The organism is Modicisalibacter luteus DSM 23508 (genome assembly GCF_000378505.1).
GTDB classification, from domain to species: domain Bacteria; phylum Pseudomonadota; class Gammaproteobacteria; order Pseudomonadales; family Halomonadaceae; genus Modicisalibacter; species Modicisalibacter luteus.
In genome coordinates, this window is record NZ_KB899992.1 from 324,834 (window position 1) to 341,316 (window position 16,483).

Annotated in this window: 16 protein-coding genes and 4 tRNA genes; 9 read left to right on the forward strand and 11 right to left on the reverse strand. The window is 56.9% G+C overall.

The window, feature by feature from the left end; translation table 11 throughout:
• Positions 1-57 precede the first annotated feature (57 nt).
• The gene (locus tag F568_RS0108150; protein ID WP_019018230.1) at positions 58-819 is read left to right on the forward strand and encodes an SDR family oxidoreductase; all 762 of its coding nucleotides are present in this window, start codon (positions 58-60) and stop codon (positions 817-819) included.
• A gap of 71 nt (positions 820-890) precedes the next feature.
• Here the strand turns inward: F568_RS0108150 and F568_RS0108155 are convergent, their stop codons facing one another.
• A complete protein-coding gene (locus tag F568_RS0108155) occupies positions 891-1,160 on the reverse strand; it encodes a ComEA family DNA-binding protein (protein WP_019018231.1) in 270 nt (89 codons plus the stop codon).
• Between the two features lie 205 nt (positions 1,161-1,365).
• Here F568_RS0108155 and pyrF point away from each other — a divergent pair, with 205 nt between their 5' ends.
• Positions 1,366-2,082 carry an orotidine-5'-phosphate decarboxylase gene (gene pyrF, locus F568_RS0108160; RefSeq protein ID WP_019018232.1) on the forward strand — a complete coding sequence of 239 codons (717 nt, stop codon included), beginning with the start codon at positions 1,366-1,368 and terminating at the stop codon, positions 2,080-2,082.
• Here pyrF and lapB read toward each other — a convergent pair.
• From lapB to F568_RS0108175, 3 genes are read right to left on the reverse strand one after another with little or no spacing between them, the layout of a single operon-like run.
• Complete coding sequence (gene lapB / locus F568_RS0108165; RefSeq protein ID WP_019018233.1) at positions 2,060-3,247, reverse strand: lipopolysaccharide assembly protein LapB; 1,188 nt, start codon at positions 3,245-3,247, stop codon at positions 2,060-2,062. The genes pyrF and lapB overlap by 23 nt on opposite strands.
• Positions 3,248-3,553: a lipopolysaccharide assembly protein LapA domain-containing protein gene (locus F568_RS0108170; RefSeq protein ID WP_019018234.1), complete on the reverse strand. Its 306-nt coding sequence runs from the start codon at positions 3,551-3,553 to the stop codon at positions 3,248-3,250.
• Positions 3,554-3,588: 35 nt separating this feature from the next.
• On the reverse strand, positions 3,589-3,885 hold the full coding sequence (locus tag F568_RS0108175; RefSeq protein ID WP_019018235.1) for an integration host factor subunit beta: 297 nt from the start codon (positions 3,883-3,885) through the stop codon (positions 3,589-3,591).
• A gap of 201 nt (positions 3,886-4,086) precedes the next feature.
• On the opposite strand from F568_RS0108175, the gene F568_RS0108180 reads away from it, so the two are divergent.
• Positions 4,087-4,365: an FAD assembly factor SdhE gene (locus F568_RS0108180; RefSeq protein WP_019018236.1), complete on the forward strand. Its 279-nt coding sequence runs from the start codon at positions 4,087-4,089 to the stop codon at positions 4,363-4,365.
• Between the two features lie 343 nt (positions 4,366-4,708).
• On the opposite strand, the gene nadB is transcribed toward F568_RS0108180, so the two are convergent.
• Complete coding sequence (gene nadB / locus F568_RS0108185) at positions 4,709-6,274, reverse strand: L-aspartate oxidase (RefSeq protein WP_019018237.1); 1,566 nt, start codon at positions 6,272-6,274, stop codon at positions 4,709-4,711.
• A 571-nt stretch (positions 6,275-6,845) separates the two neighbouring features.
• Between nadB and F568_RS0108190 the strand changes: the two genes are divergently transcribed.
• The 3 genes from F568_RS0108190 to F568_RS24885 all read left to right on the forward strand — a co-directional run bounded on the left by F568_RS0108190 (position 6,846) and on the right by F568_RS24885 (position 8,248).
• The gene (locus F568_RS0108190; RefSeq protein WP_040476071.1) at positions 6,846-7,451 is read left to right on the forward strand and encodes an exopolysaccharide biosynthesis protein; all 606 of its coding nucleotides are present in this window, start codon (positions 6,846-6,848) and stop codon (positions 7,449-7,451) included.
• Between the two features lie 75 nt (positions 7,452-7,526).
• Entirely contained in the window at positions 7,527-7,694 is a 168-nt protein-coding gene (locus F568_RS24880; protein ID WP_019018239.1) for a hypothetical protein, read from the forward strand.
• A gap of 404 nt (positions 7,695-8,098) precedes the next feature.
• Positions 8,099-8,248, forward strand: a complete 150-nt coding sequence (locus tag F568_RS24885; RefSeq protein WP_019018240.1) for a hypothetical protein — start codon at positions 8,099-8,101, stop codon at positions 8,246-8,248.
• 2,217 nt (positions 8,249-10,465) lie between these two features.
• Here the strand turns inward: F568_RS24885 and F568_RS0108225 are convergent.
• The 6 genes from F568_RS0108225 to uvrY form a co-directional block, all read right to left on the reverse strand.
• Positions 10,466-10,553: transfer RNA gene (locus tag F568_RS0108225), tRNA-Leu, on the reverse strand.
• Between the two features lie 37 nt (positions 10,554-10,590).
• Positions 10,591-10,664 (reverse strand) — tRNA-Cys (locus tag F568_RS0108230).
• A 93-nt stretch (positions 10,665-10,757) separates the two neighbouring features.
• Positions 10,758-10,832, reverse strand: a tRNA-Gly gene (locus F568_RS0108235).
• A 62-nt stretch (positions 10,833-10,894) separates the two neighbouring features.
• Positions 10,895-11,443, reverse strand: coding sequence for a CDP-diacylglycerol--glycerol-3-phosphate 3-phosphatidyltransferase (gene pgsA / locus F568_RS0108240; RefSeq protein WP_019018245.1), 549 nt, complete (start codon positions 11,441-11,443; stop codon positions 10,895-10,897).
• A 61-nt stretch (positions 11,444-11,504) separates the two neighbouring features.
• On the reverse strand, positions 11,505-13,325 hold the full coding sequence (gene uvrC / locus F568_RS0108245; protein ID WP_019018246.1) for an excinuclease ABC subunit UvrC: 1,821 nt from the start codon (positions 13,323-13,325) through the stop codon (positions 11,505-11,507).
• A gap of 67 nt (positions 13,326-13,392) precedes the next feature.
• On the reverse strand, positions 13,393-14,040 hold the full coding sequence (uvrY, locus tag F568_RS0108250; RefSeq protein WP_019018247.1) for a UvrY/SirA/GacA family response regulator transcription factor: 648 nt from the start codon (positions 14,038-14,040) through the stop codon (positions 13,393-13,395).
• Between the two features lie 253 nt (positions 14,041-14,293).
• Here uvrY and F568_RS0108255 point away from each other — a divergent pair.
• From F568_RS0108255 to F568_RS0108275, 3 genes are all read left to right on the forward strand, one after another.
• A tRNA-Ala gene (locus F568_RS0108255) sits at positions 14,294-14,369 on the forward strand.
• A gap of 702 nt (positions 14,370-15,071) precedes the next feature.
• Positions 15,072-15,959, forward strand: a complete 888-nt coding sequence (locus F568_RS0108270) for a DMT family transporter (protein WP_211213432.1) — start codon at positions 15,072-15,074, stop codon at positions 15,957-15,959.
• 299 nt (positions 15,960-16,258) lie between these two features.
• The coding region (locus F568_RS0108275) for an SDR family NAD(P)-dependent oxidoreductase (protein WP_019018251.1) at positions 16,259-16,483 on the forward strand (225 nt) is incomplete at its 3' end.

The following is a 16,483-nucleotide window of genomic DNA, read 5'->3' on the forward strand; positions in this document are numbered from 1 at the left end:
GCTATGGTCAATATATGTTGCAGTGCACAACGAGTGCTGAGCGCAGGAGATAATATTATGCAGCTAGAAGGTGCGGTGGTTGCCATTACGGGAGGAGCGCGTGGCCTGGGGCTGGCCATGGCCAAAGAGCTCGGAAAGCGGGGCGCGCGCTTGGCATTGATCGACATGCAGGGAGATTCGCTAGATGACGCGGTCAATGCTCTGAAGGATGTCGACATCGAAGCGCAGGCCTTCATCGCTGATGTTGCCGATGAAAACTCGGTGATCGAAACCTTCGCCGAGATACGTGAGCGCATGGGCGCTCTTTATGGCCTGGTCAACAATGCCGGTATTACCCGAGACGGGTTACTGGTCAAAGCCAAAGCGGGGCGTGTCGAAAGCCGTATGTCCCTTGAGCACTGGAAACAGGTCGTCGACGTCAATCTGACTGGTGTATTCCTATGCGGACGTGAGGCGGCCAGCCAAATGATCGAGGCGGGCCACGAGGGTGTTATCGTCAATATTTCCAGTATTTCCCGCGCAGGGAACATGGGGCAGAGCAACTATGCAGCTGCCAAAGCGGGAGTAGTTGCACTGACGGTTACTTGGGCCAAAGAGCTTGCACGTTACGGCATTCGTGTCGGAGCGGTGGCACCTGGATTCATCGAGACGGAGATGACGGCATCGATGCGACCCGAGATTCTCGAGAGGATCACCAAGGGCGTTCCGCTGGGGAGGTTAGGGCAGCCTGAAGCTATTGCCGATAGCGTGCGCTATATCTTCGAGAACGCCTATTTCAGCGGCCGGGTCATCGAGTGCGATGGTGCGCTGCGTATCTAGGCGGTTACGACGGCAGGCACTGTGGCCCCTCGGGACGATGCCTGTGCCTGCCTGATCAGATGCTGAGATGTTCAGATCTCAGCTTGCGCACGCAGGCCTTCGATCGTTCCAGTACCAATGCCACTGACGCGATCGAGTTCGTCGACGCTCGTGAACGGGCCGTTAGCGGTGCGGTCTTCCACGATGGCCTGGGCCTTGGAGTCACCGATGCCGGGCAACTGTGCCAAGGTTTCGGCATCTGCGGTATTGATGTTTACGGTAGAGGCTGCGTCCTGAGCCATGACCAGCGAGGCGCTGCCGAGCAACAGGCTGAAGGCGGCCGCCTTGAGCAAGCTTTTCATCTCATTTCCTTCTGTTTCTGATGGGCGAAAGTGTTGCCGGTCCTACCCTAATCTGCAGGCTTGGCTAAGAAATAGAGAATTTACCGGTGAATGACGTAAGCCATTGACTCGACATGACGACGTTATCGCCTGCAACCTTGGCGGGTTCATGCCGGCTTCAGGACGACGCTGGTATACTGGCGACGAATATCGTTCCGGAGTCGTCATGCCTTCCCCTATTTCCCCTTTGATCATCGCGCTGGATTATGCGTCGCTGGATGCGGCTTTGTGCATGGCGGATCGTCTTGATCCGCGTCGTTGCCGCGTCAAGGTCGGCAAGGAGCTTTTCACGCGCAGCGGGCCTGACATTCTCGAAGCGCTTCACGGTCGGGGATTCGAGGTGTTTCTTGATCTCAAGTTTCACGATATCCCCAACACCGTAGCCAGTGCCGTCCAGGCAGCAGCAGAGCAAGGCGTGTGGATGGTCAATGTGCATGCTTCGGGTGGTCGTCGAATGATGACCGCGGCGCGTGAACGTCTGGAGCAGCACAATCTCGCTACTCGCCTGATCGCCGTAACGGTGTTGACCAGCATGGAGCGAGGCGATCTGGCCGAGCTCGGCCTAGATGTCGAGCCGGTGGCGCAGGTGGAGCGGCTAGCCTCGCTAGCACACGCGAGTGGCATGGATGGCGTGGTGTGTTCGGCCCAGGAGTCCGCACGCTTACGCGAGATTTGCGGCGACGCTTTCCTCAAGGTGACACCCGGCATTCGCCCTGCCTTCGCCGAGACTGGAGATCAGCGCCGAGTCATGACGCCTGCCGAAGCAATGGCTGCAGGAAGTACGCATCTGGTCGTCGGGCGACCAGTCACCCAGGCAGCCGATCCCATGGCGGCGTTGGCTGCCCTCGAGCAGGAACTGGCTATTCGCCCTCAAGGCCAGTGATAGGCTTGGTAGTGCCCCAATGGCGGCAACTGGGGCACTGCCAGAGCAATTGCCCACCCGAGAAGCCACATCGCTGGCAGCGAAAACGCGGACGGACTTTGAGCAGCTTGTCGGTGTGCTGCTTTAGCAGGACGATGCGCTCGCGCTGTGGCGTGACAGTGGTGTCCAGCAACGAGAGGTCCATCAGATAATCGATACCGCGCAAGCTCGGAGTGCTGGCTAGATGCTCGCTGACCAGACGGGTTGCGGCCTCGACGCCTTCACGGCGTTCCAGTAGTTGGGCCAGCATGAGAACGGCGCTGATATGCGGCGTGGTCGTAATCGACTGGTGGAGGTACTGCTCCAGGTCGCGTTCATTTTCAAGCTTGAGGAAAGCATCGCGTAGCGGCTCGAGAATGACGGGAGTAAAGTCACGATCCTGTTCAGGGATACGCTTCAGGTAACGTATTTCCCACTTGTAATGGCCCGTGTCCTGTTCGAGTTTGGCCAGAAGCCAGTTGGCTCTGACGCAGCTGTCATCGATGGAGAGTGCCTGGCGCAACCGCTTGCGTGCCAGCGCAGGACTGGCCGATTGCATGTTCTGCTGTGCCAACTCGCAAAGCCAGTGTGCCGCTGCCCGGCGGATATCCTTATCCTGGCGTACCATCTGGGGCAGGGCCACGTCCAAGGCCTGTTGCCATTCGCGCTCGCGTTCGAACAGGTCCACCAGTAGACGCCGGGCTGCCTGTCGTATCCCGTCGTCGTGGGTGTCCCGTAGCACTTGTTGAAGCAGGCGTTCGGAACGGTCGAGCAGCCCAAGATGCAAGAAATCGCGAGCCAGCTCCAGCTGGACCTGATCACCCTGAGCGTTAGTCAGCGAGGGCCTGGCCAGCAAATTCTGATGAATTTTGACGGCGCGGTCGGCCTCGCCGCGAGTACGAAACAGGTTGCCCAGCGCGATGTGGGTTTCGATGGTATCACTATTGACTTCGAGTGCCTGTACGAAGGTCTCTATGGCACGGTCGGGCTGCTCATTGAGCAGATAGTTGAGGCCCACGAAATAATCGCGGGACAAGGTGGCTTGCTGCTGCGACTGGCGACGTGACTTGACCGCCTCGCGGCGCCCCAGCCACCAGCCAATTGCAATTGCCGCCAACAGCAGGGCCAGCAGCAGCAGGTCTGGCATTTAAGGAATTTCCTTGAACTCCTGAATCCGGAGGCGGTCGAGCTCCTTACGCTGCTGTTGATTGTGGCGCTGGGCTCGGGTCAGCAGCGTACGTAGTCGCAGGTAGACCCCAGTCATTGCCAGCATGCCCAACAGTACGCCACAGGCTAGGGCAATCAGCAGCCAGAGCGATAGCGAGGCGGGGGGCAACTCGACCCAGATTAGGTTCAGTGGTAGCGCCTGCTGGTTGTTCACGGCGAAGAGGATGCCTAACAGCAAGACTACCAGCAGAATCACGGCCAGCAGCAGCCCTTTGAGCCAACGCATAGCAATATCCTTTTTGAATTCGGTCTCGTCCGGGGTCAGTAGCCCAGCGCGCGGCTGGCGTTGACCTGTTCCCTTAGTTCCTTGCCTGGCTTGAAGTGTGGCACGTATTTGCCATCGAGATCGACAGGATCGCCGGTTTTGGGGTTACGGCCAAGGCGTGGTTCTCGATAGTGCAGCGAAAAGCTGCCGAAGCCACGTATCTCGACACGGCCACCATCGGCCAGGGCGTCTGTAATATCGTCGAGTATGATACGTACTGCAGCCTCGACTTCCTTGATGGACAGCTCGGGCTGTCGCATGGCGATCTGTTCGATCAACTCGGACTTGGTCATCGATATCTCCGTGCGGCATGGCCTGCCCAGCAGGCAGCATGTGTTGTTGTTTTGTTCAGCATACTGCGTAAACCGTGAGAAAACAACGCACTAGCCAGACGACAAACGCCACACTTTTCACGGGGCGGCAGTGACAATATCGTACCCGGGAAGGCTCGGGTATACTTTCGCCACATTCATCCGAGACACAAGGGGCCCCTGGTGAGCGAAGATACCACCCTCAAGCGCCTATATTGGCATTCCCGGCGTGGCATGTGGGAGCTCGACCTGTTGCTGCTGCCTTTTCTGGAGCATCGGTATCCCGATCTGGACGAGGGCGATCAGGCGGCATATCGCGCGCTGATCGAAGAAGAGGACCAAGACCTGTTCTTTTGGCTGATGCGTCGAGAATGGCCCGGAGACGATGCGCTGCGCCGTATTGTGAAAATGATCGTGGCATATGCTGAAACAACCAGTAACGATCAATATCGTACCCTCTGACTGGCAACGACGATCGACCTTGGCGATTATTGTGGCCGTATGCCTGCTCCTAGCCGTCTATGGACCGCCGTGGCTTGTCGCCACGGCGGTTATTTGTTTTGGAGTGGTTGAGTTACGGGAACGCAAGCAACGTCGCGTATGGCAGTTGCGCTGGGTACCGGGAAAGGAGGGCGGCTGGCAGTGCCGGGAGGCGTCAACCGGAGAATGGCGTAATGTTCCTCTTCACTATACTTACTTGGGCCCCTGGCTCATCGGGCTGAGTGTGGGCGGGGCCCACCACTGGCTATGGCCCGATAGTGCCAGTGCACAGGAACGCCAGGCCCTGCGGCGGATACTGATCTGGTCAGCATCGTGAAATGCGAGAAGCGCTTGTCTCGGACTGGTGGTCCGGGTAGTCGCAGTTATAGTGGAGGCCGCGGGATTCGCGGCGGGCACTTGCCATCTCCAAGGTCATGGTGGCGAGATTCAGCATATGGCGCAGTTGATACTGGCCAAGGCTGGCGGCATTTTCCAACTCCAATGCGGTGCATAGACGTTTCAGCTTGCACAGGGCCTGACGGCCCGCAGCCAGTCCCGCGTCGCTACGCACGATTCCCGCGCTGTCGCTCATGACACGACGCAAGCTCTGTATGGTACGGGCTATGTCATCGTAAGAAGAGGCTGTCGCTAGTTGTTTAGGTACGTTGACGGGGGCGGCAGGCCTGCCTCCCCTGGCTTGTCGTAGCGCCCGTGCCGCCGAGCGTGCATAGACCAGACACTCTAGCAGGGAGTTGCTAGCCATCCGGTTGGCCCCATGCAGGCCGGTACACGCGACCTCTCCGATCGCATACAGATGGGGAACACTACTGGCGCCACTGGCATCGGTGGCGACGCCGCCGCAGCTATAGTGCGCTGCGGGAACCACCGGAATCGGCTGGCGCGTAATATCTAGCCCACGGCTCAGGCAGTGGGCATGAATGGTGGGGAAGTGGGCACGAATCGCTTGTGCCTCCAGATGGGTCACGTCCAGCAAGACATGCTCCGTTCCGCTGTGCAGCATTTCGCCGTGGATGGCACGGGCCACAATATCGCGGGGCGCCAGTTCAGCCCGTACATCGTAATCGGGCATGAAGCGCCTTCCATCGACGGTACGCAACAGGCCTCCCTCGCCGCGGACCGCTTCGCTGATCAGAAATGGCATACCCGAAGGATCGTAAAGGCAGGTGGGGTGAAACTGTTGGAATTCAAGGTTCATCAGGGTGGCGCCGAGTTCGGCGGCCATGGCCATGCCTTCGCCGCACGCCGGGGCTGGGCTGGTGGTGTGAAGATACAGGCCACTGGCGCCTCCCGTCGCGAGTACAGTGTCGCGTGCTGTCATCACGAATGGCTGGCTATGTTCATCCAGGCAATACGCCCCACAGCATTGCCCCTGGTCATCCTCGAGCAGCCGGGCGGCGCTCAGATCGTCTATGATGCGGATACCCGGCGCTTGCCGGACCCGTGCTATTAGTGTGTCGATGAGGGCCTGCCCGGTCGCGTCGGCAGCATGAATGATACGCCGCGCGCCGTGGCCGCCTTCACGCGTTAAATGATAAGGGTAACGTGCATCCGGCGAGGTATCCGGCGTAAACGGCACACCTAGCGATATCAGCCAATCGATCGCTTCATGGCCGTGCTCCACGGTAAAGCGCACTGCGCTTTCATCGCATAAACCATCGCCGGCAATCAATGTGTCCTGAATATGAGCTTCTATCGCGTCCTGGGGGTCGAGGACCGCGGCAATGCCGCCTTGGGCCCAGCGACTGGCGCCAAGGCTGCTCGAGGATGGAATCAGCAGCGTCACGTCACGATGGCCAGCCGCTTCAAGAGCTAGAGTTAGGCCGGCGACGCCACCGCCGATGATGAGTAGGTCATGCTCGCTGCACATCATGCTTGCCGGTCCCGAATATTCCGTTGAGTTTACCGTCGAGGGCCGGTTCCTGCGGTGAAACCGACTGAAGGGGCAGGGGGCAAGCCGAATCGAGAGTAGGTGTTATCGATATATGGCAACCCAGGCCGACGTGTTGCCGGCAAGACCGGCATGTAACGCAGCGTTATTCTGCTATAGGGGCTATGAAATGCCAAGGTGCCCTTATTATCAGCGGGTTGTACCTGATGGGAGAGATAAGCAAAAAAAACCAGCGTCAAGACTGACACTGGTCGATGCTTAAAGCGAGTGTGCATAGCTTTGAGGGATCCGTGGCAATACTAGCTGGCTTCCTGCCGCTGATGCCGTCCTTTCCTCAGGTCCGTTCATCCTGAACGCGCAATTCCATTTACTGGCGGCCTTCCTGGCCGCTGCATACTGCACATTTCCTACCTTAGTAGTGATATCCGGCGGGTGCAAACCGATGCGGTATGCAATAAGTGTTTTTTGTAACTAGCTTGTTGTCATAAGACCCCTCGGATACGTCTGCCCGTGTTAATCTGAGTAGGGAAAGTGAAAGACAATGGACTGTCAGATGACGAATCAAGAATCACAGCAGCCCCCCGAGGACCTCGAGGGGCTGCTGGACTTTCTCGAGGAGGCGGGCAAGGAAGTTGATGCCGACTCGATAAGTGTGGAAACGATGCTTCACGCTGTCGGCACTCGCTCGTTCGGGGCGATGTTGCTGGTTCCTGGCTTACTCACCTTTTCACCACTCAGTGGCATTGTCGGCCTGCCTTCGTTGTGCGGTCTGCTGGTGCTGTTAATTGCCGGACAATTGCTGGTAGGCAGAAAACACTTTTGGCTGCCCAAGTGGCTGTTGAAGCGTTCGATACCTCGTAAGCGGTTCCTCAAGGCGCTGCGCTTTCTACGCCCCGGCGCACGTTGGGTCGACAAGCTAATCAAGCATCGTCTGACCATGCTGACACATGGTGCGGCGACTTGGGTTGTAGCTGTCATCTGCATTCTTATTGCGCTGAGTATGCCGGTGCTGGAACTGATGCCGTTTGCCAATAGCCTTTCAGGAGCTGCGCTTGCCGCTATTGGATTGGGGCTCATTGGGCGTGATGGGTTGCTAGTCGTGCTGACGGTAGCGATCTATTCGATTGGTCTCGGGACGATTATTTATCAGTTTATGTAAATTTTTGTCCCGAAAGCCCAGCGGGATCGCATGAAACAAGGATGTGACAAGATAGATCGAAGGAAGGGAACAGCAATGAAATCGCTCGCTTTGTTGGTTGTCTTGCTTATTGGGGTGTTGTTCGGATTCGTGATGCTGAGCGGATCGGTGCATACCGAAGAGAATGAACCAGCTTGGGACTTAAACGCTGAGTTGGAGATGGAATCTCAAGCGGAACGTTCCGGATGGGGTGGGCCGGGATGATGTGAGTTTGAAAGCCGCTAAGTATCGGCCTAGCTAACGTCTGAGTAGTCAGTCTTCTTGGCTAGTCGCTGCTCTACTGGGTTACCTCCGCGTATGGTGTGATAACGTAGTTGGGCGACAAGGCCAGCTACGCCATAGCAACGGCGGTCGTGGCACGGCAGATTTATGTGGTGTACTGCCGTTACAGAGAGTGAGCAGGACTGGTCGAGAGCACTTGTCAGTCGACGTGCGCCGTCATGACTGAGCTGGAAGGAGAGGGACTCGGTCGGTATGTAATCCAGATGGACGGTCCATGGTTCGACCGCTTACCTGATGAGGGCGGGTAGTTAGCGTTCTCGGTAAGGATAAAGCTTCGGCGCAAAGCGGGATACCGCGTCCAGGAGGAGCTTGAAGGAGACACAAACATGAAGCCTCTCGTATTGCTAATGATCTTGTTTGTCGGCGTAGGGTTCGGCATTTGGTATTTGAATGAAGAGCGTGCCTCAACGGCGGCCCAGAACGAGCTACTGCAAAGCTACAATCAAGACCATGCTTCACGGAGCGAGTGGAGCTGAACGAAAGTTTCGTCTTATGACTGAAGCCGCCCTCGAGGTGACTTCTCCTCTGAAACAACCACTTGGAAGCATTCGATGTTTCTAATGGCCGCCCCTTATTCACTATGCCGCGTCCAACCACGACCAGCGAGAATCACCTGCCAAGCCAGCCTTGGCTGGCGATGTCCTGTTGTCGAACTCACAGGAGAGAACCCATGCAGAACGTAGAGCGTCTTGAGGTTGGTATGACTACACAGATTGGCACGGACCAGGTGAGTGACCCTCAGGTGGGAAAGGAGTATGTGCGGGCATTGGATTCCAATAGCTGGCTCCTTTTTGCCGAAGACTCGGCTGAGGAACGCTCCATTGTTGTACGCATCGATAGCATCGAGGGTGATGTTTGCCACTGTACAGTTACGAGGAGGCTAGATAGTTCAGTGTGACCCGCCTCGACCTCTAGCTAGCCTTGCCGTTTTCCTGTGCTCACATTGGCAGAAAACGGCGGCACACAGGTGGGCGAGGGTATCGCTGTGAACTGTATCGACCCGTTTACCGCTAACGTGGATAAGTGGCCGCCTGTCATTGGCGAGCATCAAGGTCCACATGAATGGCATCCAGGCATCGGTTGCCGTTGAGATCCCATACATAAGGGCAGGGCGGGAAAGCGTGCTGCGGCAAGTGATCCCATCCTTGGGCGATCATCCTGGACCGATTTCCTTGCAGGATCGTCCTGACCCGAGGCTTACTATGTCATTACTTGCTCAGATGTATGCTAACGCAAGTTAACGAATGGTGTAGGAGATTGCCGTCACGGTTTGTATGAAAAAAGCCCTAGCTATCGCCAGGGCTTAAGCGACGCGCATTGAAGACGAGCCCGGAGGCACGCGTAATAAGGCGTCGTTACAAAACATTACCAGCGTAAAGCTGCCAACCACCATTAGTAAAAGTTTATTGAGGCATTAGCTATAAGCTATCGAGAGCGGTTAGGGAAAACCAAGCAACCAGAGGGCGCAAAGAAGAAATGCGCAGGGGTCAACGAACACGATGGTTGCCTGGGCTGCGCGACTCACCATCAAAAAAAGATATCCGGTCGGCTATAGTGACCGCTCATCGGCGTAACCGCAGGGCCGTCTCTATGCTTCCTTGGCGATGTGGCGCAGTGTGACAAAGCTGATCTCGTTTGAGGTCCAGATAGGATTGATGAAAATTTCCCTAGCCTGAGCGTAAACGGCATAGCGTGCCAACAGCATATAGCATTCCCAGCAGAGCAGACGCCGAATCGGCCAGCGGGCGTTTCGATTCCCTGAAGCCCGCTGGTGTCTCCTTGCCCCATATCATCGGGCCGATAATCACAACGCTGCTGAACAAGGTTGTTGTGCCTCAATCGCGACAGTCGATCTCATTGATACCAATTAGAAAGTCAGAGCATGACGGGCTGCTGCGACCTGCTACGGCGTTAGGTATCCCGCTCTCAGTAATGCGCAGCTGGATGTGGCTAATGGGGTTAAAGCCACGCTGAAGCAGCTTGCCACCGGCGACGCAGTGTCGAAAGTTTGGCGTCGCCTAGGTGTTACTGCCTCTTAATGCGGGGAGATGTCTGATTGATCTAAACGGCTAACCGGGGCCAGTCTATAAGGGGAAGCAAGAACAAAAAGAGGGCTGCATGAGAAAGATTCTCCTGATGGCAGTTCTGCTTGCTGGAATAGCCTTCGGCTACCTAGCTCTAAAGCCATCTGAAGGACAGAGGCAGGCACAAGAGAGCTGGAATCTACAGCAACAACTAGAACGGGAGGCTGAGCAGGCTCGCCCTGGGTGGCGCTAGGTAGCAGCTCATCAGCTCATCACCGAAGCAACATAACTGATGCCGCTGCTGGGCGGCTTCTTCGTGGCTGGAGGGCTCGTTCAACTCCACAGTGGTCGCATAATCTGTGATCACGGAAGACCAATAGCGGTAAGTGCGGATCGTGCCGTTGCCCTGAGTGACGGTTATCTGCTGGAGAACCTGCCATTCCAGGTAGACCGGTAAGAACTACGCAAGGTGTTCGAGACAGAAAGGGAGTGATGACAAGCATCCAGAGTCTGTTGGGGCATTCGTCGCTGGTTGTCACGAGTCGATGTGCGCATGCGGACCCGAATCGCTGGGTAGCAAACGCGAACAAATTACCCTGCATAGGCGGACAAAACGCGGACAGCTTGAAGGGAAGTGAAGCAGGAATTGGGCTAAAGCATTGATTTAACTGGTGCCCGGAGTCGGACTTGAACCGACACGGAGTTAACCTCCGAGGGATTTTAAGTCCCTTGCGTCTACCGATTTCGCCATCCGGGCTGGGAGGGGTAGCCGGTCATGCCGAGCTATAAAGAAATGGAGGCTGGAGTCGGAATCGAACCGGCGTACACGGAGTTGCAGTCCGCTGCATAACCACTCTGCCATCCAGCCTCATAGAGTCGTACTCAGCAGGTAATTAGGATTCGGCTGCGCTGGTATCCCAGTCCGTGATCCTCAATACCTACTCTCCACCGTAGTGGAATCTGGAGCGGGAAACGAGATTCGAACTCGCGACCCTCGCCTTGGCAAGGCGATGCTCTACCACTGAGCTATTCCCGCTTGACTCGGAGACGCATTCTACAGATAAGTGCGCGTATGTCAAATGCTTATCGCCATTCCTCCTACATTGACCGTGACAATTCCGGCCATGCGGCACGCAGATATTGGTACATGGACCACAGTGTGAGGATGGCGGCGGCATAGAGCGTGTATACGCCAATATTGGCAATCAGGCTGTCGGGGATAGATCCCAGCAGAAGCAGAAGGGCAACCATCTGCAGGGTGGTCTTGACCTTGCCGATCCAGGAGACGGCAACGCTGCCTCGCTTGCCCATTTCGGCCATCCATTCACGCAGTGCGGAAATGACGATCTCGCGACCAATGATGACCAGTGCTGGCAGGGTCAGCCAGATCGATTCGTAGCGCTCAATCAACAGCGCCAGGGCAACGGCGACCATCACCTTGTCGGCGACCGGGTCGAGAAAGGCGCCGAATGGGGTGCTCTGGTCCCAGCGGCGGGCCAGATAGCCATCCAGCCAGTCCGTCACGGCTGCCAGGCCAAACAGGACGGCTGTCAGCGGCAAGCTCCAGGCATAGGGGAGGTAGAACAGCAGAACCAGCAGCGGAATGAACACGATACGCGCGAGCGTAAGAAGGTTGGGTATATTCATCGATGTATCGTGGGTCCCTTGCCAGTGGTCGAAATGATTATTCTATCTGTTGCGTTGTGTCTCATCCATGCAACGCCTGGTGAATAGAGGCGGCGAGGCTGGCGCTGATGCCCGGCACACGGGCCAACTCGTCACGTGTGGCATGACGTACCCCCTGCAGGCCGCCAAAGAACTTCAAGAGCTCGCGGCGGCGCTTGGGGCCAACGCCTGGAATATCCTGTAGCGTCGAGGTCCGGCGAGCTTTATCGCGACGCTGACGGTGGCCGGTAATAGCGAAGCGGTGGGCTTCGTCACGAATGTGCTGGATAAGGTGCAGAGCCGGCGAGCCACTTTCCAGGCTCAGCGTGTTATCCACGGTTTCGAGAAATAGCGTTTCCAGCCCGGCCTTGCGAGTGGTGCCCTTGGCGACGCCGATCAGCCGAATATCAGTGATGCCCTGTTCTTCAAGAACCTCTCGCGCCATGTTGAGCTGCCCCTTGCCGCCATCGATCAGCAGGATATCCGGACGTTTGCCGCTGTCTTGCTGTTGTTGCAACCGCTTGAAGCGCCGCGTCAGGGCTTGGCGCATGGCAGCATAGTCGTCGCCTGCCGCGACTCCTTCGATGTTGAAGCGTCGGTAATCCGATTTTACCGGGCCGTCCGGATCGAACACCACGCAGGATGCCACCGTCGCCTCGCCGTGGCTATGGCTGATATCGAAGCACTCGAGTCGGTTGGGCGTCTGTTCCATGTTCAAGGCCACACGAAGTGTTTCGAAGCGCTTGGACAATTGTGAGCGGTTGGCTAGCTGAGTACCCAGGTACTGCTCGGCATTGGTGACGGCCAGTTGTTGCCATTGGGCCCGGTGGCCGCGAACTTGATGAGCGACGCGAACACGCTTACCGGCATGTTCTGAAAGGGCGGTCTGCAGAATGCTGCTGTCGGGCATCGAGTGACTGGTTATCACCTCCGGGGGCAGCTCGCGGCCCTGACCCAGGTAATACTGGCTGACGAATTCACCGAGCAGTTCGCTGGGGGCCAGGTCGAGTCCATTCTCCGGTGAGTGATGTCGTGCTCCGAGCATGCGCCCCTGACGAACGGTCAACACGCTGACGCATAGGCCGCCGGGGCGCTCCGCTAGTGCGAAGATGTCGGCATCGCTGGCATCGGTATCGACGATCTGACGTTCCTGCAACCGGCGCAAATGCTGGACCTGGTCACGCAGGCGGGCGGCTTCCTCAAAGTCGAGGCTATGGCTGGCCGCCTCCATGGCTGCCGTGAGCTGACCGGTGACCTGTTCGCTCTTGCCTTCCAGGCACATGATGGCGTGCTCGAGGTCGCGACGATAATCTTCTTGGCTGATGTAGTCCACGCAGGGTGCACTGCAGCGGCCTATCTGGAATTGTAGGCAGGGGCGCGTGCGATGCGCGAAGACAGTGTCCTCACAGTTACGGATGCGAAAGATTTTCTGCATCAGCGCGAGACTTTCGCGCACCGCGTTGGAGCTGGTGTAGGGGCCCAGGTAGCGGCCATCATTGCGCTTGCTGCGCACGCGCTTGAACTCCAGGGCCGGGTAGGGGTGTCGGTCACTGGCGAAGACGTACGGGTAGGATTTATCGTCACGCAGCAGGATGTTGTATGGCGGCCGCAGTTCCTTGATCAGCGTTTGTTCCAGAAGCAGGGCTTCAGTCTCGCTGCGGGTAATGGTCACCTGAATATCGGCAATGCGAGCCACCAGCGCCTGGGTCTTGGTGTTGAGTGCGCCCCGAAAATAGCTGGCCAGGCGCGCCTTTAGACGCTTGGCCTTCCCTACGTAAAGTACGTTGCCTTGGTCGTCGAGCATCCGGTAGACGCCCGGTGCTTCGCTGACTGTCTTGAGAAAGTGCTTCGCGTCGAAACTCATGCCACCTTTGGACCGTTCAGACAAAATCGGCAGGGGCCGGGCCGCCAATTATAAGGTGGGCGGCGAATCACTCGTCGTTACTATAGCCGTCCACCAGCCCGTAGCGCAGCCCCAAATGTGTCAGTTCGACATCGGATTGCACGCCAAGTTTCTCGAAGATGCGATAGCGATAAGTGTTGACGGTCTTTGGGCTGAGAAACAGGCGGTCGGAGATGTCGCTGACCTTGTGGCAGTTGACGATCATCATCGCCACTTGCAGTTCGCGGCTGGAGAGTTGGTCAAAAGGGTTATCCTGAGCGTCGAGCTTAGCCAGGACCAGGCGCTGGGCGATCTCAGGGCTGATGTAGCGTTGGCCGACATGAATGGTGCGAATGGCGCGTACCATCTCATCAAGCTCGCTTCCCTTGCTGATGAAACCGCTGGCGCCTGCATCAAGCAGGCGTTGGGCAAAGGTTTCCTCGAGATAGGCTGTGAGCACGACCACTTTGATATCCGACATGCCGCGAACAATCTTGCGGGTCGCTTCCAACCCACCGATCCCGGGCATGCGAATATCCATGAGTACGATGTCGGGGCGCAGAGCACGTGACTGGCTAATAGCCTCTTCGCCATCGGCAGCTTCGCCTATGACTTGCAGTCCTTCTTCCTCATTCAGCATGCGAGCGATGCTGGTACGGACGAGGTGATGGTCGTCTGCGACTAGAACCTTGATCAAGTTCGCTCCTGGCGTAACAACGGTTAGTTCAGGCGTCAGCCTCAGGCCGAAGCGGGACCATGATTGTACTGAGTAGCGAAACGATGATCTACTGTATAGCACTGTTTCGCTAGGCTTGACTCAATGTATATTCGTCCTTATGATACGCACCGTTCCGACCGCAAGGCAGCGAAGTGCCTGTGCTGACGATGAAATATCGGTTTATGCTGGCGGACGTTGTACATCTTGAGAAGCATCAAGCTTGAGATGAATTGGGGCCTTAGCTCAGCTGGGAGAGCGCAACGCTGGCAGCGTTGAGGTCATCGGTTCGATCCCGATAGGCTCCACCATAGATTCGAGAAATCAGCCGCTTAGAGTACATGCTCAGGCGGCTTTTTTCATGGCAGGTGAAAACAGGTAAAATATTCACTCGGCCAGCGCTTTTATCCTGCTTCCAGAAGGGCCTTCATGTAGAGTGCTGCCCCCTTCGCTTCCTGCCATCTGATGCCGTGGCCATCGAGATAATGCTGGGTCATATCCTCGTCTGCATGACCCATTAGAACCTGAATATCACCGACCGAAACACCGCTGTCTTCGAGCAATTCGAGCCTAAAGAACGGAACTCATGGAAGGTTGGTTGGGCTTCTTTTGACATAGAACAGCTACTCGCCAATTTTATCCTCAGCTTGGCGAATTCGCGGGAAATCATGTCCTCGGTCACCTTGCTCCAATGCTCCAGAGAGCGGGTTTCGGGGGCAATCGACACCCTATCTTCCGGAGCTTCGTCTTCGCCATTCTAGCTGCCCACTGGATAACGCTCAGCTTCGAAATTTGCCACACGGCGATGGCAGCCAACCCTCGCCGGGATCGGGCTGGTAACTATCACCCTGCCTCCGTAACCTGCTGATGCTGACCGCCGGCTTACTGATTTGGGGGACCAGCATCGGGCTGTTTTCGCCGGTCATTGTCGAGGCGTTTCACCGTATCGGGCGTAGCAGTGCGGCACTCACCGGCGCCAACTGTCTTATTTCAACATGAAGAAGCGAGGTCAAATAGTGGGTGCGAGTACAGCTTTTGTGGCGCTAGCGGCTCTTTTCTGGGGGCTATCTGGCGGGATCGGCGGGATTCTTATGGCTGATGGCTGGGATGCGTTCGTGGTTTCATTCTACCGGGGCACAATCGGACTGTTGTGCGTCCTCGTCTGGCTAATGCTGCGTCCACACGGAAATGGGCTGGCAAATCGCCGGTTATGGTTCTGGTCAGTCATTGCCGGTGTCGGCGTAGCAGGTAACTTCTCGTTCTATTTCCTGAGTATCGCGCACGGCAGCGTTGCGGTTGCGGCTACGCTGATGTACTGCGCACCAGTGTTCGTATATCTCGTGTCATTCGCTTTGAAGCTGGAAAGGCCCACCCCGCTCAAGTGGGCCGCGATCGCGGTGGTAATGCTTGGTATTATGTTGCTTACGCAGATTTATGACGTCGGTGCGAATGGCGTTACGGCAATGGGGGTAGGTGCCGGCCTGCTTGCCGGACTGTCCTACGCGATATTCATTTTCGGTTTCAAGTATGCGGCGGCTCACGGTAGCCCGCAGGCTATTCTCTCGATAGCTTTTGCGATACTTGCCACCATCCTTATCTGGCCGAGCGATGCCGACCAGACAGTTTTAGTCCTGAGCACACCGGATTGGCCGCTATTCGCCGTATTGGGTGTGCTCGGTGCAGGATTGTCTTTCGTTCTTTATATCGTCGGCCTGGAACATACGGCCCCGGCCGTGGCCTCGATTGTGGCAATGGTCGAACCGGTTACCGCGACGCTGTTCGGCGTCGTGGTGTTAAGCGAAAACCTAGTGGGTCCGCAAATTCTGGGTATGGGACTGATAGTAGTCACAGTGACCGCGCTGAGCGTATATACGAATTCTGGACGGCCACCTTCCGGTTAGAACACTAGCTGATTAGCGTTTAGGGCTGTGGCTCGATTCCAAACCTCTGATGTGGGGCCTGAGGCATGCGCGATCGTCAGCTGCTGGGCTGATGAGCCGCGTCATGAGTCTTACGCTTGGTTGCCATTGATGGCGTTATGGAGGGGCGCATACATGCCCTGCCGCCACGGCCAATGACCGAGAGCCTACCTTCCCAGTCGAGCATCGACGGTATCGCATAGCGCGCGCTATGAGCGTGACTATACTGATTACCCGGCTTTGAACGCTGAGCAATGACCGGATTTGGCCAAGGAGGGATTATGTCTGGGATTAAAGATAAAGTTGTCATTATCACTGGGGCAAGCAGTGGGCTGGGTGAGGCGACTGCTCATCGCCTGGCCCAGGCAGGCGCCAAGCTGGTGTTGGCCGCACGACGTGAGGACCGGCTCAAAAAACAGGTAGATGCTATCGAGCAGCAGGGCGGGACAGCAACCTATCGCGTCACCGACGTAACCGACAAGGATCAAGTCCAGGCCTTGGCGAAG

What these genes read in the sequence shown, in the direction of transcription:
- F568_RS0108150 (WP_019018230.1), top strand. Translation starts at nt 58, where the DNA reads ATGCAGCTAGAAGGTGCGGTGGTTGCCATTACGGGAGGAGCGCGTGGC.
- F568_RS0108155 (WP_019018231.1), bottom strand. Translation starts at nt 1,160, where the DNA reads ATGAAAAGCTTGCTCAAGGCGGCCGCCTTCAGCCTGTTGCTCGGCAGC.
- pyrF (WP_019018232.1), top strand. Translation starts at nt 1,366, where the DNA reads ATGCCTTCCCCTATTTCCCCTTTGATCATCGCGCTGGATTATGCGTCG.
- lapB (WP_019018233.1), bottom strand. Translation starts at nt 3,247, where the DNA reads ATGCCAGACCTGCTGCTGCTGGCCCTGCTGTTGGCGGCAATTGCAATT.
- F568_RS0108170 (WP_019018234.1), bottom strand. Translation starts at nt 3,553, where the DNA reads ATGCGTTGGCTCAAAGGGCTGCTGCTGGCCGTGATTCTGCTGGTAGTC.
- F568_RS0108175 (WP_019018235.1), bottom strand. Translation starts at nt 3,885, where the DNA reads ATGACCAAGTCCGAGTTGATCGAACAGATCGCCATGCGACAGCCCGAG.
- nadB (WP_019018237.1), bottom strand. Translation starts at nt 6,274, where the DNA reads ATGATGTGCAGCGAGCATGACCTACTCATCATCGGCGGTGGCGTCGCC.
- F568_RS0108190 (WP_040476071.1), top strand. Translation starts at nt 6,846, where the DNA reads ATGACGAATCAAGAATCACAGCAGCCCCCCGAGGACCTCGAGGGGCTG.
- F568_RS24880 (WP_019018239.1), top strand. Translation starts at nt 7,527, where the DNA reads ATGAAATCGCTCGCTTTGTTGGTTGTCTTGCTTATTGGGGTGTTGTTC.
- F568_RS24885 (WP_019018240.1), top strand. Translation starts at nt 8,099, where the DNA reads ATGAAGCCTCTCGTATTGCTAATGATCTTGTTTGTCGGCGTAGGGTTC.
- pgsA (WP_019018245.1), bottom strand. Translation starts at nt 11,443, where the DNA reads ATGAATATACCCAACCTTCTTACGCTCGCGCGTATCGTGTTCATTCCG.
- uvrC (WP_019018246.1), bottom strand. Translation starts at nt 13,325, where the DNA reads ATGAGTTTCGACGCGAAGCACTTTCTCAAGACAGTCAGCGAAGCACCG.